This window comes from Pseudomonas sp. RW407, from assembly GCF_003176655.1.
Taxonomy (GTDB): Bacteria; Pseudomonadota; Gammaproteobacteria; order Pseudomonadales; family Pseudomonadaceae; genus Pseudomonas; species Pseudomonas delhiensis.
The window spans coordinates 321,674-343,204 of record NZ_QGSL01000107.1 but is presented as its reverse complement, the minus strand read 5'-3'; the positions used below and the strand labels follow the sequence as shown (position 1 = coordinate 343,204).

The following is a 21,531-nucleotide window of genomic DNA, read 5'->3' as shown; positions in this document are numbered from 1 at the left end:
AGGCTCCGAGTATATCGCCCCACGCGGCGCAGGCACCCTGATTCCACAGGATATGACGCCAGCGCCGGGCCGCCAGCCACAGACAAGGCAAAAGGCCCCGCCGGATCGCTCCGACGGGGCCTTTGTCTTTCGCTTGCAGCTTGCCGCTTGAGGCCTGCAGCCGCTCTTGGACTTAGACCTTGCTACGCTCGTAACGCTTGCGGTCGTTCTCGTTCAGCAGCTTCTTGCGCAGGCGGATGGATTTCGGCGTCACTTCCACCAGCTCGTCGTCGGCGATGAATTCCAGCGCCTGCTCCAGGGTGAAGCGGATCGGCGGAACCAGGGCGATGACTTCGTCCTTGCCCGAAGCGCGCATGTTGTCGAGCTTCTTGCCCTTGGTGGGGTTGATCACCAGGTCGTTGTCGCGGCTGTTGATGCCGGCCAGCTGGCCTTCGTAGATCTCGTCGCCCGGGCCGAGGAACAGCTTGCCGCGGCTTTGCAGGGTTTCCAGCGAGTAGGTCAGCGCGGTGCCGGTGGCCATGGAGACCAGTACGCCGTTCTGGCGGTTGCTGACTTCGCCGGCCTTGATCGGGCCGTAGTGGCTGAAGGTCGAGGTCAGGATGCCGGTGCCCGAGGTCAGGGTCAGGAAGTTGTTGCGGAAGCCGATCAGGCCACGCGCCGGAATGGTGTATTCCAGGCGCACGCGGCCCTTGCCGTCGGGGATCATGTTGCTCAGGTCGCCCTTGCGCAGGCCCATCTGTTCCATCACCGAGCCCTGGTGCTGCTCTTCGATGTCGATGGTGACGTTCTCGTAGGGCTCCTGCTTCTCGCCGGCCTCGTTCTCGATGATCACCACTTCCGGACGGCCCACGGCCATCTCGAAGCCTTCACGGCGCATGGTTTCGATCAGTACCGAGAGGTGCAGCTCGCCACGGCCGGAGACCTTGAATTTCTCCGGGCTGTCGCCTTGCTCGACGCGCAGGGCCACGTTGTGCAGCAGTTCCTTCTCCAGGCGCTCCTTGATGTTGCGGCTGGTGACGAACTTGCCTTCCTTGCCGGCGAACGGCGAGTCGTTGACCTGGAAGGTCATGCTCACGGTCGGCTGGTCGACGGTCAGCGGCGGCAGGGCCTCGACGTTCTGCGGGTCGCACAGGGTGTCGGAGATGAACAGTTCTTCCATGCCCGAGACGCAGACGATGTCGCCGGCTTCGGCTTCCGCTACTTCCACGCGCTGCAGGCCGGAGTGGCCCATGATCTTCAGGATGCGGCCGTTGCGCTTGCTGCCGTCGTCGCTGACCGCCACCACCGGGGTGTTGGCCTTGACCTTGCCGCGGGTGATGCGGCCGATGCCGATCACGCCGAGGAAGCTGTTGTAGTCCAGCTGCGAGATCTGCATCTGGAACGGGCCTTCGGTGTCCACCACCGGGGCCGGGACGTGGTCGATGATCGCCTGGAACAGGGCGTCCATGTTGTCGTCCATCTTCTCGTGGTCCATGCCGGCGATGCCGTTCAGGGCGCTGGCGTAGACGATCGGGAAGTCGAGCTGCTCATCGGTGGCGCCGAGGTTGTCGAACAGGTCGAAGATCTGGTCGATGACCCAGTCCGGACGGGCGCCCGGACGGTCGATCTTGTTGACCACGACGATCGGGCGCAGGCCGGCCTTGAAGGCCTTCTGGGTCACGAAGCGGGTCTGCGGCATGGGGCCGTCCTGGGCGTCGACCACCAGCAGCACGGAGTCGACCATGCTCATCACGCGCTCCACCTCGCCACCGAAGTCGGCGTGGCCGGGGGTGTCGACGATGTTGATGTTGTAGCCGTTCCACTTGATCGCGGTGTTCTTCGCCAGGATGGTGATGCCGCGTTCCTTTTCCTGGTCGTTGGAGTCCATCACGCGCTCGGATTCCGCTTCTTTGCGGTCGAGGGTGCCGGACAGCTTCAGCAGCTTGTCCACCAGGGTGGTCTTGCCATGGTCGACGTGGGCGATGATGGCGATGTTGCGGAGTTTTTCGATCACGGTGTTTTCCTAAAAGAGAGCGGCAAGCTTCAGGCCGCAAGCTGCAAGTAAAAGCGTTGGAAAGGGTGCGCAGGCCAGAGGTCGGGTGGATGCCGACGGCGCCGCGCGCTGCGGCGAATATGGCAGGTTCTCATGACCGTTCGCTCTGCTCTTGCAGCTTGCCGCTTACAGCTTGCGGCTGCCCAACGGGCCTGTATACCCGCACGTTGGTATGCCCTTCGTTGACCAGGTGGTGAGCGTGCAGCCGGCTCATCACGCCCTTGTCGCAGAACAGGAGGTACTGGCGGTTGGGGTCCAGTTCCTTGAACTTGCTGTTGATCGCGTAGAACGGCATGGCCAGCACTTCGATGCCTTCCAGCGCCAGGGGTTCGTCTTCCTGGGCGTCGGGGTGACGGATGTCGACCACGATCTGCCCGGGCAGCACTTCGTCGACCATCTCCACCGGCAGGTCCTTGCCCAGCTCGTCGATGACGCGGTCGACGGTCATCTGGGTGGCGCGCTCCAGGGCGCGGTCGAGCACGGCCATGTCGAACCTGGTCTCTTCGTGATCGACGCGGTAGGGCTTGGCCTGGGTGGTCGGGTTCACCGAGATCACGCCGCAGTACTCGGGCATGTGCTTGGCGAACTCGGCGGTGCCGATCTTCGTCGCGGTGTCGATGATGTCCTGCTTGTGGCTGACGATCAGCGGGCGCAGCACCAGGGTGTCGGTCACCCGGTCGATCACCGAGAGGTTCGGCAGGGTCTGGCTGGACACCTGGGAGATCGACTCGCCGGTGACCAGCGCGTGCAGCTCCAGGCGCTCGGCCACGCGGCTGGCGGCGCGCAGCATCATGCGCTTGAGGGTCACGCCCATGTAGCTGTCGTCGACCTTGGTGAGGATCTCGCCGACCACTTCCTCGAAGGGCACGCTGACGAACAGCACGCGCTGCGAGCGGCCGAACTTCTCCCACAGGTAGTGGGCCACTTCCATCACGCCCAGCTCGTGGGCGCGGCCGCCGAGGTTGAAGAACACGAAGTGGCTGATCAGGCCGCGGCGCATCATCTGGTAGGCCGCCACGGTGGAGTCGAAGCCGCCGGACATCAGCACCAACACCTGCTCCAGGGCACCCAGCGGGTAGCCGCCCAGGCCCTCGTGCTGGGCGTGGATGACGTACAGGCGGTCGTGGCGGATTTCCACGCGCACCTGCACTTCCGGGTTCTTCAGCGACACGCCCGCCGCGCCGCAGTGCTGGCGCAGGCCACCGCCGACGTAGCGTTCCACGTCGATGGAGGTGAAGGCGTGCTTGCCGGCGCGCTTGCAGCGCATGGAGAAGACCTTGCCGGGCAGCAGGTGGCCGAAGTGCTGCTTGCACTTCTCGAGGATGTCGTCGAAGTCGCCCAGCGGGTATTCGTGCACTTCCAGGAAGTGGCCGATGCCCGGCACGCAGGTCAGGCGCTCGATCATCTCGCGCAGCGCCTTGGCGTCGGTCACCCGGGTTTCCACTTCCAGGTTGTCCCATTCGCCCTCGACCAGCAGTTGCGGGTCCAGGTCGCGCAGCACGGTGCGGATGTTCTTCGCCAACTGGCGAATGAAGCGCTTGCGCACCGGCCGGCTCTTGATGGTGATTTCCTGGAAGACCTTGACGATGAGTTTCATGCGAGAAAAGGCGCAAGCCCGAAGGGACGAAAAAAAGGGGCAGAATTATACCCGAAATTGCTCAAGACTTGAGCAACCACGTGCAGAATCTTTTTAGTGCACCAAAATGGACTCATGCACCATTATGCAGCACCAAATCGGTGCAACAATTCCGCCATTCACGCCCGGTACCGTGCGCAAAGCCCTGTAGCGCGGGGCTCTGTCCAAAATCGGGCACTGGCACGCTACTTGCTCTCTTGTGAGGCAGGTTGCCCTGGCGGAGTATTCCGGCCGGCATCACCCGATACTGGGGCACAGAAAGCTCCCAGCTCTAATCCCTCCTGGAGGACAGCATGTCGTACAAGTCGCACCAACTGATCAAAGACCATGACGTGAAGTGGGTAGACCTGCGCTTCACCGATACCAAAGGCAAGCAGCAGCACGTCACCATGCCGGCCCGCGACGCGCTGGACGATGACTTCTTCGAAGCCGGCAAGATGTTCGACGGTTCCTCCATCGCCGGCTGGAAAGGCATCGAAGCCTCCGACATGATCCTGCTGCCGGACGACAGCACCGCCGTGCTCGACCCCTTCACCGAAGAGCCGACCCTGATCCTGGTGTGCGACATCATCGAGCCGAGCACCATGCAAGGCTACGAGCGCGACCCGCGCAACATCGCCAAGCGCGCCGAGGAATACCTGAAGTCCACCGGTATCGGTGACACCGTGTTCGTCGGCCCGGAGCCGGAGTTCTTCATCTTCGACGAAGTGAAGTTCAAGTCCGACATCTCCGGCTCGATGTTCAAGATCTTCTCCGAGCAGGCTTCCTGGAACACCGACGCCGACATCGAAACCGGCAACAAGGGCCACCGCCCGGGCGTGAAGGGCGGCTACTTCCCGGTACCGCCGGTCGACCACGACCACGAAATCCGTACCGCCATGTGCAACGCCCTGGAAGAAATGGGCCTGGTGGTCGAAGTTCACCACCACGAAGTCGCCACCGCCGGCCAGAACGAAATCGGTGTGAAGTTCAACACCCTGGTCGCCAAGGCTGACGAAGTCCAGACCCTGAAGTACTGCGTGCACAACGTCGCCGACGCCTACGGCAAGACCGTGACCTTCATGCCGAAACCGCTGTACGGCGACAACGGCTCGGGCATGCACGTGCACATGTCCATCTCCAAGGATGGCAAGAACACCTTCGCTGGCGAAGGCTATGCCGGCCTGTCCGACACCGCCCTGTACTTCATCGGCGGCATCATCAAGCACGGCAAGGCCCTGAACGGCTTCACCAACCCGTCGACCAACTCCTACAAGCGTCTGGTCCCGGGCTTCGAAGCCCCGGTCATGCTGGCCTACTCGGCCCGCAACCGTTCCGCCTCGATCCGTATCCCCTACGTCTCCAGCCCGAAAGCCCGCCGCATCGAAGCGCGCTTCCCGGACCCGGCCGCCAACCCCTACCTGGCCTTCGCCGCGCTGCTGATGGCCGGCCTGGACGGCATCCAGAACAAGATTCACCCCGGCGACGCCGCCGACAAGAACCTGTACGACCTGCCGCCGGAAGAGGCGAAAGAGATCCCGCAGGTTTGCGGCAGCCTGAAAGAGGCGCTGGAAGAACTCGACAAGGGCCGCGCGTTCCTGACCAAGGGCGGCGTGTTCACCGACGAGTTCATCGATGCCTACATCGAGCTGAAGTCCGAGGAAGAAATCAAGGTGCGCACCTTCGTGCACCCGCTGGAATACGACCTGTACTACAGCGTCTGATCCACGAATACCTATAAAGAAGCATCGAACTCAAGGCCTCCTTCGGGAGGCCTTTTTTATTGTTGGTGTTCCGGACTGTCGCTTTTCGTAGGAGCGAGCTTGCTCGCGAATGGTGTTCTGCCGGTGGGGGCGGTGTGCATCCTCAAGAGCGCCCTCTCCCTAACCCTCTCCCTGAAGGGAGAGGGGACCGTTCGGAGTGCCTGGATACTCTAGAGTCAGCTGGACATCGTGGCCTCCGGCTGAAACCTTGCTTTCAGCCGGCACGGACAAGCCCCCTCTCCCTTCAGGGAGAGGGCTGGGGAGAGGGAACGGCGCCAAACCGAAACACCCAGCCCACCTGGAAACTCCATTCGCGAGCAAGCCCGCTCCTACAAAGCGAGCCCCCTCCCCCCAATTCGGCTCAGCCCCCGGCATCTGTATGATGTGGCGAGTTTCGCCCTGCTCCGGAGTGCCATTCGTGACCGACCTTCTTCGCCGCTTCCTGCTGCTGTGCTGCCTGGGCCTGTTCCTCGCCGGGCCGGCGTCCGCCGCGCTGCCCAGCATTCCCGGCGTGACCGGCGGCGGCGATGGCAAGGTCAGCGAGGCGCAGCTGCAGCAGTCGCTGGACCAGGTGATCAAGACCCTGGAGAACGACCAGCAGCGCGCCGACCTGCTGAAGAAGCTCAAGCAACTGCGCGACGCCACCAAGAAAGGCGCGGAAGACCAGGGCGGCGTGCTGGGCCTGATCGGCGACACCCTGGGCAGCCTGGAGAAACGCTTCGAGGGCAGCAACAGCCCGGCGCTGCGCTGGAGCGGCCTGTTCCAGCAGGCCGGCGCCGAGCTGCAGGAACGCACCCCGTCCCTGCAGGAATGGCCGGGGATGATCCTCGACTTCTCCCTGGTGATCCTGCTCTGGGCCTGCCTGGCCCTGGGCCTGCGCTGGGTGGCGCGGCGCATGCGCGAGCGCTTCGGGCTGGCCGAGGAGCTGCCGCAGCACCCCAAGACCCGCGACCTGCTGCTGTTCGCCCTGCGCAAGCTGGGGCCCTGGCTGGTCGCCTTCCTGATCACCGTCTACCTCTCCGTGGTGCTGCCCAGTTCCCTGGGCAAGCTGGTGGCCATGGTGGTCGCCTACGTGCTGGTGTGCGGCACGCTGTTCTCCGCGCTCTGCGTGATCTCCCTGTCGCTGCTCGGCGGCCCGCACCGCGCGCGGGCGCTGAACATCCTGCGGCGCCGCGCCTTCCGCCCGCTGTGGCTGATCGGCAGCCTGGCCGCCCTGGGCGAGGTGATGCACGACCCGCGGGTGACCGACAGCCTCGGGCAGAACATCGCGCTGGCCGTGGGCTCGCTGGCGAACATCTGCGCCGCGCTGTTCACCGCCCTGTTCGTGCTGCAGTTCCGCCGCCCCATCGCCCACCTGATCCGCAACCAGCCGCTGGAGCGCCGCCTCAAGCGCCGCGGCCTGCACGAGCTGGTGGAGCTGGTCGGCTCGCTGTGGTACGTGCCGGTCCTGCTGCTGGTGGGCATCTCGCTGTTCGCCACCGTGGTCACCGCCGGCGACAGCAGCTACGCCCTGCGCCGGGCCCTGCTGTGCGCGCTGATCGCGGTGGTGGCGATGACCGTCAACGGCCTGATCCGCCGCGCCCACCTGCGCTCGGCGCAACGCAGCAGCCGGCGCAGCGCGCCCTATATCGAGCAGTTGCAGAACTTCGGCTACACCCTGCTGCACATCGCCACCCTGCTGGTGTTCCTGGAGGTGGGCCTGCGCGTCTGGGGCATGTCGCTGATCGGCTTCGCCGAGGGCGACGGCTCGCAGATCAGCCTCAAGCTGATCAGCTTCGGCAGCACCCTGCTGGTGGCCTGGCTGATCTGGATCCTCACCGACACCGCGGTGCAGCACAGCCTCGGCCTGGGCGGGAAGAACCGCGCCAACACCCGCGCGCTGACCATGCTGCCGCTGATCCGCAACGTGCTCTTCATCACCATCGCGGTGATCGCGCTGATCGTCGCCCTGGCCAACATGGGCATGAACGTCACCCCGCTGCTGGCCGGCGCCGGCGTCATCGGCCTGGCCATCGGCTTCGGCGCGCAATCGCTGGTGGCCGACCTGATCACCGGGCTGTTCATCATCATCGAGGACTCGCTGTCGATCGACGACTACGTCGACGTCGGCGGCCACCTGGGCACGGTGGAGGGCCTGACCATCCGCACCGTGCGCCTGCGCGACCTGGACGGCGTGGTGCACACCATCCCGTTCAGCGAGATCAAGAGCATCAAGAACTACTCGCGGCAGTTCGGCTACGCCATGTTCCGCTGGCCGGTGCCGGCGAGCATGCCGATCGACGACGCCCTGGCGCTGGTGAAGGACGTGGCCGGCGAGCTGCGCAACGACCGCAGCATCAACCGGGCGATCTGGTCGCCGCTGGAAATGCAGGGCGTCGAGAGCTTCGACAACGGCCAGGCGATCCTGCGCTTCCGCTTCAAGACCGCGCCGATCCGCCAGTGGGAGGTGCAGCGCGCCTTCAACCTGCGCCTGCGCCAGAAGCTGGACAAGGCCGGGCTGGAACTGGCCATGCCGCGCCTGAACGTGCAGCTCTCACGCATGCGCAAGCCGCGCGAGGAAGACCCGCAGGCCCCCGCCGAGCCCGCCGACGGCGGCATCTGAAACCGCCGGCTCAGACCGGCTCGCGCGAGGCCTCGGCGCCCGCCAGGGCGTTGACCTGGGCGCCCTTCTCGGCCAGCACCTGGCCGTAGACCTTGCAGCCTTCGTTGATCCGCACCCGGTCGGCGCTCACGGTGGTCGGCCAGTCCTGCGCGCCGACCACGCAATCGCGCCCCAGGCTGATGCTGCGCCCGGCGCTCAGCGGCCCGGCGACGCGCGAACGGCGGCCGACGCGCACCGAGCCGCGGGCCAGGATGCCGCCGGCCACTTCCGCGCCCTCGTCCATCCATACGCCACCCTCGACCTGCACCGAGCCGAGCACGCGGGAATAGCGGCCGAGGAACAGGTCGCCACGCACCAGCAGGTCGCCCTCCAGGCAACCGCCGGCGGCCACGCGGTACTCGCCCTCCTCGACCTGGTTGCGGCCACCGCCGACCCTGGCGATGCCGGTCGGCGTGCGCGAACAGTCACCGAAGCGGATTTCCCCCGCGGAGATCCGCCAGAACTGCAGCGGCGGGCGGATGCGTATCAGCCCTTCCACCACCAGCGGCCCATGCAGGCAACGGTCGGCCGGGTGCAGGCCCAGGGGCAGGTAGAGCAGGTTGCTCGGCGCCGCGCCGGCCTGCGGCCTGGGCAAGGCCGGCGGCTCGGGCAGCTCGCAGGCGTGCCAGGTGGCGGCGGCAGCGGCCGGTACACCGGCGGTGCTGGCCACGGGCAGCGGCAGCAGGCGCGGCAAGGCCACCAGCAGCAGGGCGATGATCAGGGGCAGCAGCAGGGTCATGCTCGGCACCTCCCGCTCAAGGCGCCAACTGCCAGGCTCCAGGCGGAGCGCAGGGGATGGGACGAATGGATGGACATGGCGTTAACTCCGGACGCCCCGGCACGAGGCGCGCGTACGATTCGATGCGCCTATCTCAAGCCATGCCCCCGGGAATACCGTTGACATTTGTCAGAAAACGCAGAAATCAACAACGAAACCGCGCTAGATATCAAATAAGTTCTAGAAAAGCAGCAGCTGTCCGTCGGCTGCACACTGTTAACTTCCACGCAAACCGGACCGCGGGATGGCGTTTCGCTTGCCACCCGTCGGCGCCGATGCAAGGCTTAGCCCATTGCCTTCCGGGAGATCACGCATGCGCGTGCCAGTCATCTGCCTGCTGCTCGCCCTGGCCGTGCCGGCCAGCGCGCAGATCTACAAGTACACCGACGCCAACGGCAAGACGGTCTTCACCAACCAGCCGCCCAGCGGCGTGAGCGCCAAGCCGGTGGAACTGCCGCCGACCAACACCGTGGGCGCCCAGTCCCCCGGCGCACCGCTGGGCGGCGGCGACGGCGAGCAGCGCCAGGCCCGCTACGCCATCCTGGCCATCGCCGGCCTGCCCGACGAGGAGGCCCTGCGCGCCAACAACGGCAACTTCGACATCGAGGTGGCCATCCAGCCGCAACTGGCCATGGGCGACCGCCTGCAGCTGCGCCTGGACGGCCAGCCCTACGGCGCGCCCAGCAGTTCTACGCGCTTCAGCCTGAGCAACCTCGAACGCGGCGAGCACAGCCTCTCGGTGGACGTGGTGCAGGGCGAGCGCGTGCTGCAATCCAGCGCGCCGGTCAGCTTCACCCTGCAGCGCATCAGCACCAACAGCCCGGCGCGCGTCAGGCCCATGCCGAGGAGCGGCAACTGATGAAGCGCCCACTGCTGCTCGGCCTGCTTTTGCTGGCGGCGTTCCAGGCCAGCGCCGAGGTCTATACCTACATCGACAAGGACGGCAACCGCGTCTTCACCGACCAGCCCACGCGCAGCAACGCCCAGCGCCTGAACCTGGCGCCACCCAACGCCATGCCGAACATGCCCCCGCCACTGTATGCGCCCGCCGCGCAGGCCCTGCCGCCACAGCCGCCGCAATACCAGGTGCTGCGCATCCTGGTGCCCGAGCCCGACGCCACCGTGCGCGCCAACGACGGCGAGCTGATCGTCACCGTCTCCAGCGACCCCAACCTGCTGCCCGGGCACAGCTACCGGCTGTTCCTCGACGGCGTGCCGGTGGGCGCGCCCAGCCGCAGCCCGGTGTTCCCCCTGCACAACCTGGATCGCGGCACCCACCAGCTGTCGGTGGAAATCCTCGACCAGCGCGGCCAGACCCTCGAACAGACGCCAAACCAGCCGTTCCACATGAAGCGCGTCTCGGTCGCCGAGGCCGACGCCAGCGGGCAACCGGCCCTGGCCGCCCAGCGCTGAGCCCGGCGAAGCTTCCCACGCCCTCTTAAGAAGCCTTTCCCGAGAATGCGCACCACTTTGGTGCGCAAGCCTGCACCACTTTCTATACTCTCCCCATTTCGGGTCACGACTACGGCGCGTTTTCCCTGAGGAAATGCCACGAGTCGGCGCAGATCGCGGCCTGGCGCGTCTTTTCGGGGCTTGGTTTGCTTTTTGCATTTTCCTGCCCAACCTTGGAACGCTGCCCGCCATGCCTACAGAAACCCAGCTCAGACTGTTGCTCGACAACCTCACCACGGCGGTGATCCTGCTCAACGCCGAACTGCGCCTGGAGTACATGAACCCGGCCGCCGAGATGCTCCTGGCGGTCAGCGGCCAACGTAGCCACGGGCAGTTCATCAGCGAGCTGTTCACCGAGTCCCAGGAGGCCCTGCAGTCGCTGCGCCAGGCGGTGGAGGAAGCGCACCCGTTCACCAAGCGCGAAGCCACCCTGACCTCGCTCACCGGCCAGAGCATCACCGTCGACTACGCGGTGACGCCCATCCTCAACCGCCGCGAGACCCTGCTGCTGCTGGAGGTCCACCCGCGCGACCGGCTGATGCGCATCACCAAGGAAGAGGCCCAGCTGTCCAAGCAGGAGACCACCAAGCTGCTGGTGCGCGGCCTGGCCCACGAGATCAAGAACCCCCTGGGCGGCATCCGCGGCGCCGCCCAGCTGCTGTCCCGCGAGCTGCCCGACGAGTCGCTCAAGGACTACACCAACGTCATCATCGAGGAGGCCGACCGCCTGCGGAACCTGGTGGACCGCATGCTCGGCTCGAACAAGCTGCCGCAACTGCGGGTGACCAACATCCACGAAGTGCTGGAGCACGTCTGCAGCCTGGTGGGCGCCGAGACCCAGGGCAGCATCCCGCTGATCCGCGACTACGACCCGAGCATTCCCGACCTGCTGCTAGACCGCGAGCAGATGATCCAGGCGGTGCTCAACATCGTGCGCAACGCCATGCAGGCCGTCGCCGCGCACAACGAACTGCGCCTGGGCCGCATCACCCTGCGCACCCGCACCCTGCGCCAGTTCACCATCGGCCACACGCGCCACCGCCTGGTGTGCAAGGTGGAAATCATCGACAACGGCCCGGGCATCCCGGCCGAGCTGCAGGACACCATCTTCTACCCCATGGTCAGCGGCCGCCCGGACGGTACCGGGCTGGGCCTGGCCATCACCCAGAACATCATCAGCCAGCACCAGGGGCTGGTCGAATGCGAGAGCCACCCCGGCCACACCGTATTCAGTCTGTTCCTGCCCCTGGAACAAGGAGTGCACCACCCATGAGCCGTTCAGAGACCGTCTGGATCGTCGACGACGACCGCTCCATCCGCTGGGTACTGGAAAAAGCCCTGCAACAGGAAGGCATGACCACCGTCAGCTTCGAGAACGCCGACAGCGTCATCCACCGCCTCGGCCGGCAGCAGCCGGACGTGATCATCTCGGACATCCGCATGCCCGGCTCCAGCGGCCTCGACCTGCTGGCGCAGATCCGCGAGCTGCACCCGCGCCTGCCGGTGATCATCATGACCGCCCATTCCGACCTGGACAGCGCGGTAGCCTCCTACCAGGGCGGCGCCTTCGAGTACCTGCCCAAGCCCTTCGACGTCGACGAGGCCGTGTCCCTGGTCAAGCGCGCCAACCAGCACGCCCAGGAGCAGCAGGGCCTGGAAGCGCCGGCCAACCAGGCGCGCACCCCGGAGATCATCGGCGAGGCGCCGGCGATGCAGGAGGTGTTCCGCGCCATCGGCCGCCTCAGCCATTCCAACATCACGGTGCTGATCAACGGCGAGTCCGGCACCGGCAAGGAACTGGTCGCCCACGCCCTGCACCGCCACAGCCCGCGCGCGGCCGAGCCGTTCATCGCGCTGAACATGGCGGCGATCCCCAAGGACCTGATGGAGTCCGAGCTGTTCGGCCACGAGAAGGGCGCCTTCACCGGCGCCGCCGCGCAGCGCCGCGGGCGCTTCGAGCAGGCCGACGGCGGCACCCTGTTCCTCGACGAGATCGGCGACATGCCGGCCGACACCCAGACGCGCCTGCTGCGCGTGCTGGCCGACGGCGAGTTCTACCGCGTCGGCGGCCACACCCCGGTGAAGGTCGACGTGCGGATCATCGCCGCCACCCACCAGAACCTGGAAAACCTGGTGCGCGAGGGCAAGTTCCGCGAGGACCTGTTCCACCGCCTGAACGTCATCCGCATCCACATCCCGCGCCTGGCCGACCGCCGCGAGGACATCCCGGCACTGGCCCGGCACTTCCTCGCCCGCGCCGCCCAGGAGCTGGCGGTGGAGCCGAAGCTGCTGAAACCGGAAACCGAGGAATACCTGAAGAACCTCGGCTGGCCGGGCAACGTGCGCCAGCTGGAGAACACCTGCCGCTGGATCACCGTGATGGCCTCCGGCCGCGAGGTGCACATCGACGACCTGCCGCCGGAGCTGCTGACCCAGCCCCAGGACAGCCTGCCGGCGGCCAACTGGGAACAGGCCCTGCGCCACTGGGCCGACCAGGCCCTGGGCCGCGGCCAGTCGAGCCTGCTCGACAGCGCCGTGCCGGCGTTCGAGCGGATCATGATCGAGACCGCCCTGAAGCACACCGCCGGCCGCCGCCGCGATGCCGCCGTGCTGCTGGGCTGGGGACGCAATACCTTGACGCGCAAGATCAAGGAGCTGGGCATGAAAGTGGATGGCCCGGACGACGAAGGCGACGACTGAAGCGCCCCTGGAGCGATCGAAGGGGCCTGCGGGCCCCTTTTTCGCGGGGAAGCGTTCTTGCACCTTGTAGGAGCGAGCTTGCTCGCGAACGGAGTTTCCAGGTGGCCTTGGTATTTCAGTTTGACTCCGCTCCCTCTCCCCAACCCTCTCCCTGAAGGGAGAGGGGGCTTGTCCGTGCCGAGAAAGAATTTGGAGTCAGTCGGAAACCACGCGCTAGCCGGCTAACGCCGAAACACCCGAGCACACCGAACGGTCCCCTCTCCCTTCAGGGAGAGGGCTAGGGAGAGGGGCGGAGTTGAGCCGACACACCGTCGCCAAGGGTAAACACAGCTCACGAGCAACCTTCCCTTGCGATAACCCCGAAATACCCCCAGAACCTGTGGATAACCCTGTGCACAGGCCGGGGAACGATCGCCCCGCAGCCCAGGCCCCGCGGGCCTCGCAGCCCCGGCTGAATTCTGTGCAGGATTTCCCACCTTGCCCACAATCACTGTGCGCCCACCTGTGGACAACCTTGGGATGAATGGCCACGACGCAGACCCCACGGGCCCTGCGCCGGATCGATCAATCGCTGCTCAATCCGTGGCGAAGCCGAGCTGGCGCCAGGCTTCGTAGACGGTCACGGCGACCGTGTTGGACAGGTTCAGGCTGCGGCAATTGGGGCGCATGGGCAGGCGCAGGCGCTGCTCCGGCGGCAGCGCGTTGCGCACCTCCTCCGGCAGGCCGCGGCTTTCCGGGCCGAACAGGAAGGCGTCGCCGCGCTGGTAGGCGACCTCGTGGAAGGCATGGGAACCCTTGGTGGTGAAGGCGAACAGGCGCGGGTGGCCGAGCTTCTCCAGGCAGGCCTCCAGGCTCGCGTAGCGCTGCACCGGGGCGTACTCGTGGTAGTCCAGGCCGGCGCGGCGCAGGCGCTTGTCGTCCAGTTCGAAGCCCAGCGGCTCGATCAGGTGCAGGCTGCAGCCGGAATTGGCGCAGAGCCTGATAATGTTGCCGGTATTCGGTGGAATTTCCGGTTGGAAGAGGATGACATGGAACATGCAGCGCTCCGGGCCTGAGGACGGCCGGCATTCTACTCCCGCGGCGGCGGATGTGCGGCCCCGGCCGTGGCTGCGGGTGTTCTCGGCGCTGGCCATCGGCGGGCTGATGATCGGCCTGATGCTCGGCCGCCTCACCGGCCCCACCCCGGGCGAGCCGCGCCTGCTCGCCGTACAGGCGCAGGAGGGCACCTTGCTGCTGCGCTTCGACCAGCGCGCCACGGTCGAGGCCGGGCAGATCGAGGGCGCCCTGGCGCTGCGCGTGCGGGCGGCGGGCGCGGCGACGGAAGGCCAGATGCGCCTGGACGGCCAGCCGCTGCGCTGGCGCGTGGAGAACCGCGACGGACAATTGTGGATAACCCTGTTGTCCACCCGCCACCTGGGCGGTAGCTGGGACAGCGAGGAGAAGGACGGGGACTGGGTGCTGCGGGTCCATCCGCAATTGCGCTGAGGGCGCCGGCGGCAACCCTCGGGAAGAAAGAAGGGGATTCCCCGGCCTGCCTGAACCGAGGGCCCCGAAAGGGGCGGAGGCCGCATTGCGGACCTCCGGTGTAAAAAGGGGGTTTCCCCGGCCTGCCTGTACCAGGACCCCCGAACCGTTCGCGCCATCCACCGCATCGGGTCGCGGCGGCGCGCCTTGTGTAAAAGTGGGGTTTCCCCAGCCTGCCTGTACCGAGGCCCCGAAATCGTCATTGGGACCATTGCAGGGGCTGTGCCAATTTTGCGAAAGGGCTGGGATTTCACTTCAACACAGCCGCGCAGGCCAGTATTCATGGGGTTTTCAGAGAATTCCCCCGTGGACGTCCAGGCAGAAAAGACATGGCCGAAATGCCCGCGCAGGCTGGCCGAGAAGGCGCCTTGCTAGTGCACGCGCACCAAAGTTGAACGCGCAGAGATGCTTTTCGTAGGAGCGCGCCCTGCGCGCGAATCGCGGGCAAGGCCCGCTCCTACAGGTGCGGCAGAAACGTCATCGCCAAAAAACCACGGGCAAAAGAAAAGGCGCCCGTGGGCGCCTTTCTTCGCTACGACGGACCTTACTGGACCGAAGGAATCTCGCCGGAGGCCTGCAGGCGGGCGATTTCCTGGGCGTACAGGGCGTCGAAGTTCACCGGCGAGAGCATCAGCGCCGGGAACGAGCCGCGTACCACCAGGCTGTCCAGGGCTTCGCGGGCGTAGGGGAAGAGGATGTTCGGGCAGAAGGCGCCCAGGGTGTGGCTCATGCTGGAAGCGTCCAGGCCCTTGATCAGGAAGATGCCGGCCTGCTGCACTTCGACGATGAAGGCCACGTCTTCCTTGTTCTTCACGGTCACCGAAACGGTCAGCACCACTTCGTAGAAGTCGCCGTCGAGCTGCTTCTGGCGGGTGTTCAGGTCCATGCTGATCGCCGGCTGCCATTCCTGGCGGAAGATTTCCGGAGCCTTGGGCGCCTCGAAGGACAGGTCGCGGATGTAGATGCGCTGCAGGGAGAACTGCGGGCCGTTTTCTTGCTCGTTGGCGCCGTTGCTAGCTTGCTCAGTCATTTCAGGACCTTCTTGTGGCTCGTTTGCAGTAATAGGGGATCACGCCGACAGCAGCGCATCCAGCTTGCCCGCGCGTTCCAGCGCGTAGAGATCGTCGCAGCCGCCAACGTGGGTGCTGCCGATCCAGATTTGCGGTACCGAGGTACGGCCGGCCTTGCGGCTCATTTCGGCGCGCAGGTCGGGCTTGCCGTCCACGCCGATTTCCTCGTAGGCCACGCCCTTGCTGTCCAGCAGCGCCTTGGCGCGGATACAGTAGGGGCACCAGGCCGTGGTGTATATCAGAACCGCCTGCATCTCACTTCACCAGGGGCAGGTTGTCGCCGCGCCAGCTGCCGATGCCGCCGCCCAGCTTGGCCACGTTGTAGCCGGCCTTCTTCAGCACGCCGCACCAGGTGCCCGAGTGCTGGCCCATGGCGTCGACCACGATGATGGTCTTGGCCTTGTGCTTGTCCAGCTCGCTCATGCGGCTGTTCAGCTTGTCGGCCGGAATGTTCAGCGAGCCGGAGATGTGGCCGCCGGAGAACTCCTTGCTCGGGCGGATGTCCAGTACGACACCCTGCTCGGCATTGACCAGCGCGGTCAGCTCGCGGGTCGACAGCGCGCGGCCGGCCTTGTTCAGCTCGTGCAGCGCGAGCAGGACCAGGAGCACCACCAAGGCGCCGACCAGCAGGTAGTGATGGGTGGCGAATTCGATCAGACGGGGAAGGAACGACGACATGGCGCAAGGCATCCACAGGTAAAAATGCCGGCCAGTATACACGCGCCCTCCTGACGGCTGAACCCTGCCAATCATGGCGCCCGTCGCCCCCAGACGGTAAAATGCCGATCCTTTTCTGACCCCCGTTTTGGAAAGAGCCGCACCTATGACTGCATCGCCCAAACCCTTGGTCCTGATCATCCTGGACGGCTTCGGCCATAGCGACAGCCCCGAGTACAACGCCATCTTCGCCGCGAAGAAGCCGAACCTCGACCGCCTGCTGGCCACCCAGCCCAATGGCCTGATCTCCGGTTCGGGCATGGACGTGGGCCTGCCGGACGGGCAGATGGGCAACTCCGAGGTCGGCCACATGAACCTCGGCGCGGGGCGCGTCGTCTACCAGGACTTCACCCGCGTGACCAAGGCCATCCGCGATGGCGAGTTCTTCGACAACCCGGTGCTGACCGGCGCGGTGGACAAGGCCGTGGGCGCCGGCAAGGCCGTGCACATCCTCGGCCTGCTTTCCGACGGCGGCGTGCACAGCCACCAGGACCACCTGGTCGCCATGGCCGAACTGGCCGCCCAGCGCGGCGCGCAGAAGATCTACCTGCACGCCTTCCTCGACGGCCGCGACACCCCGCCGCGCAGCGCCGAGCCGTCGCTGAAACTGGTCGACGAAGCCTTCGCCCGCATCGGCAGGGGCCGCACCGCCAGCATCATCGGCCGCTACTTCGCCATGGACCGCGACAACCGCTGGGACCGCGTCGAAGCCGCCTACAACCTGATCACCGAAGGCGCGGCCGAATTCACCGCCGACAACGCCGTGGCCGCGCTCAACGCCGCCTACGCGCGCGGCGAGAGCGACGAGTTCGTCAAGGCCACCCGCATCGGCGAGCAGGTGCGCGTGGAAGACGGCGACGCCGTGGTCTTCATGAACTTCCGCGCCGACCGCGCCCGCGAACTGTCGCGCGCCTTCGTCGAGCCGGGCTTCAAGGAATTCCCGCGCCGGCGCGAACTGCACCTGGCCGAGTACGTGATGCTCACCCAGTACGCGGCGAACATCCCCGCGCCCAGCGCCTTCAAGCCCGAGTCCCTGGACAACGTCCTGGGCGAATACCTGGCCAAGAACGGCAAGACCCAGCTGCGCATCGCCGAGACCGAGAAGTACGCCCACGTCACCTTCTTCTTCTCCGGCGGCCGCGAAGAGCCCTTCGAGGGCGAAGAACGCATCCTCATCCCCTCGCCGAAGGTCGCCACCTACGACCTGCAGCCGGAGATGAGCGCGCCGGAAGTCACCGACAAAATCGTCGAGGCCATCGAGAACCAGCGCTACGACGTCATCGTGGTCAACTACGCCAACGGCGACATGGTCGGCCACACCGGCGTGTTCGAGGCCGCGGTCAAGGCCGTGGAGTGCCTGGACACCTGCGTCGGGCGCATCGCCGCGGCGCTGGACAAGGTCGGCGGCGAAGCCCTGATCACCGCCGACCACGGCAACGTCGAGCAGATGGAAGACGAGAGCACCGGCCAGGCGCACACCGCGCACACCTGCGAGCCGGTGCCCTTCATCTACGTCGGCAAGCGCAAGCTGCGCATCCGCGAAGGCGGCGTGCTGGCCGACGTGGCGCCGACCATGCTGACGCTGATGGGCCTGCCGGTGCCGGCCGAGATGACCGGCACCTCCATCGTCACCCTGGAGTGACTCGCCGCGGGGCGCGGGCGGCGTGACGCTTTTCACTCGCCGCTCGCGCCTTGCAGCTTGTAACGATTTTTTTATGCATACTAGGCCGACCCCGCCCTCAGGTGCCCGCCACTCCATGCATCGCGCCCTCGCCTCCCTGCTACTGATCTGCCTGCTGAGCCCGCTGGCGGCCGTCGCCGACGATCGCGCCGAGACGCAGAAGCAGATCGAGCAGACGCAGAAAGACATCGCCGAGCTGAAGAAGACCCTCAGCGGCATCCAGGAAGAGAAATCCGGGGTGCAGAAGCAGCTCAAGTCCACCGAGACCCAGATGGGCGACCTGGAGAAGCAGGTCAAGGCGCTGCAGGAGGAGCTGGAGAAGAGCGAAAAGGAGCTGCAGCGCCTGGACGAGGAGAAAAAAAAACTCCAGGGCGCGCGCCTTGAGCAACAAAGGCTGATCGGCATCCAGGCCCGCGCCGCGTACCAGAGCGGCCGCGAGGAATACCTCAAGCTGCTGCTGAACCAGGAACACCCCGAGAAGTTCAGCCGCACCCTCACCTACTACGACTACATCAACCGCGCGCGCCTGGAACAGCTCGCCGCCTTCAACGAGACCCTGCGCCAGCTGGAGAACGTCGAGCGCGACATCACCACCCAGAAGAGCCAGCAACTGGCCCAGCAGCAGGACCTCGAGTCCCGCCGCCAGGAATTGGCCGAGGCGCGCAAGCAGCGCCAGGAAGCCCTGGCCAAGCTCAACAGCGACTACAGCGACAGCAACCGCAAGCTCCAGGACCGCCAGCAGGCCCAGGCGGAACTGAACAAGGTGCTCAAGACCATCGAGGAAACCCTGGCCCGCCAGGCCCGCGAAGCCGAGGAAGCGCGCCAGCGCGCCCTGGCCGCCGAACGCGAGCGGGCCCGCCGCGAACGCGAGATGGCCAGCAGCGGCGGCAGCGACAAGCCCGCCAAGCCCCGCGCGGACTACAGCGGCCCGCTGGTGTCCAGCGGCACCGGCTTCGGCGGCGCCTTCGACGCCACCCGCGGCAAACTGCCCTGGCCGGTCAACGGCCGCATCCTGGCGCGCTTCGGCAGCCCGCGTGGCGACGACCCGCGCGCCACCTGGGACGGCGTGCTGATCGGCGCCAGCGCCGGCAGCACGGTACGCGCCGTGCATGGTGGGAGGGTGGTGTTCGCCGACTGGCTGCGCGGCGCGGGGCTACTGGTTATCCTCGACCACGGTGGTGGATACCTGAGCCTTTATGGTCATAATCAGAGTCTTCTGAAAGGCGCCGGGGATACGGTCAAGGCCGGTGATCCCATCGCCACTGTCGGCACCAGCGGCGGGCAGGACACTCCGGCGGTGTATTTCGCCATTCGTCATCAGGGCCGCCCGACGGACCCCACTACCTGGTGCCGCACGCAAGGATAAGCAGCGGACACGCCTTAGGAGCCAAACATGTCGCATCGCTTCCGTCTCATCACCCTGGCCCTGCTGCTCGGTATCGGGGCGGCCCAGGCCGCCGAGACACCGCCCGCCGCGCCCGCTGCGGCCAGCGGCAAGGAGGCGCCGCTGCCGCTGGACGAACTGCGTACCTTCGCCGAGGTCCTGGACCGGGTGAAGGCCGCCTACGTCGAGCCGGTGGACGACAAGACCCTGCTGGAGAACGCCATCAAGGGCATGCTCAGCAACCTCGACCCGCACTCGGCCTACCTGGACCCGGAAGAGTTCGCCGAGCTGCAGGAAAGCACCAGCGGCGAATTCGGCGGCCTGGGCATCGAGGTGGGCACCGAGGACGGCTTCATCAAGGTGGTGTCGCCGATCGACGACACCCCGGCGGCCGCGGCAGGCATCCAGCCCGGCGACCTGATCGTGCAGATCGACGGCAAGCCGACCAAGGGCCAGTCGATGAACGAGGCGGTGGACAGCATGCGCGGCAAGCCCGGCTCGTCCATCACCCTGACCATAGTGCGCGGCGGCGGCAGGCCGTTCGACGTCAGCCTCAAGCGCGCCATCATCAAGGTCAAGAGCGTCAAGACCCAGCTGCTGGAGCCGAACTACGGCTACCTGCGCATCACCCAGTTCCAGGTCAACACCGGCGACGAGGTGGTCAAGGCCCTGGCGCAGCTGAAGAAGGACAACAAGGGCAAGCTCAAGGGCCTGGTCCTGGACCTGCGCAACAACCCCGGCGGCGTGCTGCAGTCCGCGGTGGAAGTGGCCGACGCCTTCCTCACCAAGGGCCTGATCGTCTACACCAAGGGCCGCATCGCCAACTCCGAGCTGCGCTTCTCCGCCGACCCGGCCGACCCCAGCGAGGGCGTGCAACTGGTGGTGCTGATCAACGGCGGCACCGCCTCGGCCGCGGAGATCGTCTCCGGCGCCCTGCAGGACCAGAAACGCGCCATCCTCATGGGCACCGACAGCTTCGGCAAGGGCTCGGTGCAGACCGTGCTGCCGCTGAACAACGACCGCGCCCTGAAGCTGACCACCGCGCTCTACTACACTCCCAACGGCCGCTCCATCCAGGCCCAGGGCATAGTCCCGGACATCGAGGTGGAACGCGCCAAGGTCACCCGAGAGCAGAGCGACTTCGAAGGCTTCAAGGAAGCCGACCTGCAGGGCCACCTGGCCAACGGCAACGGCGGCAAGGACCGTCCGACGCAGTCGGGCAAGGCGCCGGCGGCCGCCCCGCAGGACAGCGACTTCCAGCTGAGCCAGGCCCTCAGCCTGCTGAAGGGGCTCAGCGTCAGCCGCGGCAACTGACCGGTGCGCCGGGCACGGCTGCTGTTCGGCCTGTGCCTGGCCGCCCTGCTCGGCCAGGCGCAGGCCAGGCCCCTGCTGAGCGTGGTGATCGACGACCTCGGGCAGAACCTGGCGCGCGACCGCCAGGTGTTCGAACTGCCCGCGGCGGTGGCCCTGGCGATCATGCCGGACACCCCGCACGCCACCGAACTGGCCCGCGAAGCCCACCAGCGCGGGCGCACCCTGATCCTGCACCTGCCGATGGACCCGGCCGGCGGCCCCTACGCCTGGCGCCCGGGCCTGCCACAGGCGGAACTCGCCCGGCGCCTGGACGCGGCACTGGCCGCGGTGCCCTTCGTGCAGGGCGTGAACAACCACGAAGGCAGCCGCATGACCGCCGACCGCGCCGGCATGGACCTGCTCATGGGCACCCTGCAGGAACGCCACCTGTTCTTCCTCGACAGCCGCACCAGCGCCGCCACGGTGGCCGCCGCCGAGGCCCAGAAGCGCGGCCTGGCCAGCCTGTCCCGCGACGTCTTCCTCGACGACCAGGCGGATGAGGAAAGCATCGCCCGCCAGTTGCAGACCGGCGTGGCCCTGGCGCGCAAGCAGGGCTCGGCGCTGCTGATCGGCCACCCGCGCCCGGCCACCCTGCGGGTGCTGCTGCGCGAACTGCCGAAGCTGAAGGCCACCGGCATCGAACTGGTGAAGCCCGACCTGCTGATCGCCGAACGCGGCAACCGCGCCATGGCGGCCCACGGCAAGGACGGCGTCTACCGCTGAGCCCCCCGCTCCGACCGCACCTCAGCGCTTTTCGTAGGATGGGTTGAGCGAAGCGATACCCATCGTCGCGCCCGGCTTTGCCGACAGAATCGCGGACG

The 21,531-nt window shown here is 66.6% G+C and carries 18 protein-coding genes; 11 read left to right on the top strand and 7 right to left on the bottom strand.

All coding sequences use genetic code 11. The features are described from left to right. Positions 1–172: 172 nt before the first annotated feature. Both typA and thiI read right to left on the bottom strand, forming a co-directional pair. Positions 173–1,993, bottom strand: a complete 1,821-nt coding sequence (typA, locus tag DK254_RS25545) for a translational GTPase TypA (RefSeq protein ID WP_109936057.1) — start codon at positions 1,991–1,993, stop codon at positions 173–175. A gap of 130 nt (positions 1,994–2,123) precedes the next feature. Next, positions 2,124–3,629 carry a tRNA uracil 4-sulfurtransferase ThiI gene (gene thiI / locus DK254_RS25540; protein ID WP_109936056.1) on the bottom strand — a complete coding sequence of 502 codons (1,506 nt, stop codon included), beginning with the start codon at positions 3,627–3,629 and terminating at the stop codon, positions 2,124–2,126. Positions 3,630–3,961: 332 nt separating this feature from the next. Here thiI and glnA point away from each other — a divergent pair, with 332 nt between their 5' ends. After that, on the top strand, positions 3,962–5,371 hold the full coding sequence (gene glnA / locus DK254_RS25530; RefSeq protein ID WP_109936055.1) for a glutamate--ammonia ligase: 1,410 nt from the start codon (positions 3,962–3,964) through the stop codon (positions 5,369–5,371). A gap of 421 nt (positions 5,372–5,792) precedes the next feature. Beyond that, entirely contained in the window at positions 5,793–8,012 is a 2,220-nt protein-coding gene (locus DK254_RS25525) for a mechanosensitive ion channel family protein (RefSeq protein ID WP_109936054.1), read from the top strand. A 10-nt stretch (positions 8,013–8,022) separates the two neighbouring features. Here DK254_RS25525 and DK254_RS25520 read toward each other — a convergent pair whose 3' ends face one another. Further along, the gene (locus DK254_RS25520) at positions 8,023–8,790 is read right to left on the bottom strand and encodes a hypothetical protein (RefSeq protein ID WP_109936053.1); all 768 of its coding nucleotides are present in this window, start codon (positions 8,788–8,790) and stop codon (positions 8,023–8,025) included. A gap of 352 nt (positions 8,791–9,142) precedes the next feature. Between DK254_RS25520 and DK254_RS25515 the strand changes: the two genes are divergently transcribed. The 4 genes from DK254_RS25515 (at position 9,143) to ntrC (ending at position 12,981) form a co-directional block, all read left to right on the top strand. Next, on the top strand, positions 9,143–9,688 hold the full coding sequence (locus DK254_RS25515; protein ID WP_109936052.1) for a DUF4124 domain-containing protein: 546 nt from the start codon (positions 9,143–9,145) through the stop codon (positions 9,686–9,688). Beyond that, positions 9,688–10,242 (top strand): DUF4124 domain-containing protein, encoded by a 555-nt coding sequence (locus DK254_RS25510; protein WP_089394548.1) that lies wholly within the window; start codon positions 9,688–9,690, stop codon positions 10,240–10,242. The genes DK254_RS25515 and DK254_RS25510 overlap by 1 nt, the downstream gene beginning before the upstream one ends. A 229-nt stretch (positions 10,243–10,471) precedes the next feature. After that, positions 10,472–11,554, top strand: coding sequence for a nitrogen regulation protein NR(II) (gene glnL, locus DK254_RS25505; protein WP_089394547.1), 1,083 nt, complete (start codon positions 10,472–10,474; stop codon positions 11,552–11,554). Continuing rightward, positions 11,551–12,981: a two-component system response regulator NtrC gene (ntrC, locus tag DK254_RS25500; protein WP_109936051.1), complete on the top strand. Its 1,431-nt coding sequence runs from the start codon at positions 11,551–11,553 to the stop codon at positions 12,979–12,981. Before glnL ends, ntrC begins: the two co-directional genes overlap by 4 nt. Before the next feature lie 575 nt (positions 12,982–13,556). On the opposite strand, the gene trmL is transcribed toward ntrC, so the two are convergent. Continuing rightward, positions 13,557–14,018, bottom strand: a complete 462-nt coding sequence (trmL, locus tag DK254_RS25495) for a tRNA (uridine(34)/cytosine(34)/5-carboxymethylaminomethyluridine(34)-2'-O)-methyltransferase TrmL (protein WP_109936050.1) — start codon at positions 14,016–14,018, stop codon at positions 13,557–13,559. Between the two features lie 52 nt (positions 14,019–14,070). Here trmL and DK254_RS25490 point away from each other — a divergent pair, with 52 nt between their 5' ends. Next, positions 14,071–14,466, top strand: a complete 396-nt coding sequence (locus tag DK254_RS25490) for a hypothetical protein (RefSeq protein WP_256595957.1) — start codon at positions 14,071–14,073, stop codon at positions 14,464–14,466. A 583-nt stretch (positions 14,467–15,049) separates the two neighbouring features. Here the strand turns inward: DK254_RS25490 and secB are convergent. Genes secB through DK254_RS25475 form a run of 3 tightly spaced genes read right to left on the bottom strand, consistent with a single transcriptional unit; the run spans position 15,050 to position 16,253 of the window. After that, on the bottom strand, positions 15,050–15,535 hold the full coding sequence (gene secB, locus DK254_RS25485) for a protein-export chaperone SecB (RefSeq protein WP_089394544.1): 486 nt from the start codon (positions 15,533–15,535) through the stop codon (positions 15,050–15,052). Positions 15,536–15,574: 39 nt separating this feature from the next. Further along, positions 15,575–15,829, bottom strand: a complete 255-nt coding sequence (gene grxC / locus DK254_RS25480; RefSeq protein WP_089394543.1) for a glutaredoxin 3 — start codon at positions 15,827–15,829, stop codon at positions 15,575–15,577. A 1-nt stretch (position 15,830) separates the two neighbouring features. Continuing rightward, on the bottom strand, positions 15,831–16,253 hold the full coding sequence (locus DK254_RS25475; RefSeq protein WP_058070782.1) for a rhodanese-like domain-containing protein: 423 nt from the start codon (positions 16,251–16,253) through the stop codon (positions 15,831–15,833). Positions 16,254–16,398: 145 nt separating this feature from the next. Between DK254_RS25475 and gpmI the strand changes: the two genes are divergently transcribed. From gpmI to DK254_RS25455, 4 genes are all read left to right on the top strand, one after another. Further along, positions 16,399–17,934, top strand: a complete 1,536-nt coding sequence (gene gpmI / locus DK254_RS25470) for a 2,3-bisphosphoglycerate-independent phosphoglycerate mutase (protein WP_109936048.1) — start codon at positions 16,399–16,401, stop codon at positions 17,932–17,934. Positions 17,935–18,049: 115 nt separating this feature from the next. Then, positions 18,050–19,339, top strand: a complete 1,290-nt coding sequence (locus tag DK254_RS25465; RefSeq protein ID WP_109936047.1) for a murein hydrolase activator EnvC — start codon at positions 18,050–18,052, stop codon at positions 19,337–19,339. 27 nt (positions 19,340–19,366) lie between these two features. Then, the gene (locus DK254_RS25460) at positions 19,367–20,671 is read left to right on the top strand and encodes a S41 family peptidase (protein ID WP_109936046.1); all 1,305 of its coding nucleotides are present in this window, start codon (positions 19,367–19,369) and stop codon (positions 20,669–20,671) included. A 3-nt stretch (positions 20,672–20,674) separates the two neighbouring features. Next, positions 20,675–21,433 carry a divergent polysaccharide deacetylase family protein gene (locus DK254_RS25455; protein WP_109936045.1) on the top strand — a complete coding sequence of 253 codons (759 nt, stop codon included), beginning with the start codon at positions 20,675–20,677 and terminating at the stop codon, positions 21,431–21,433. The last annotated feature ends 98 nt before the right edge of the window (positions 21,434–21,531 follow it).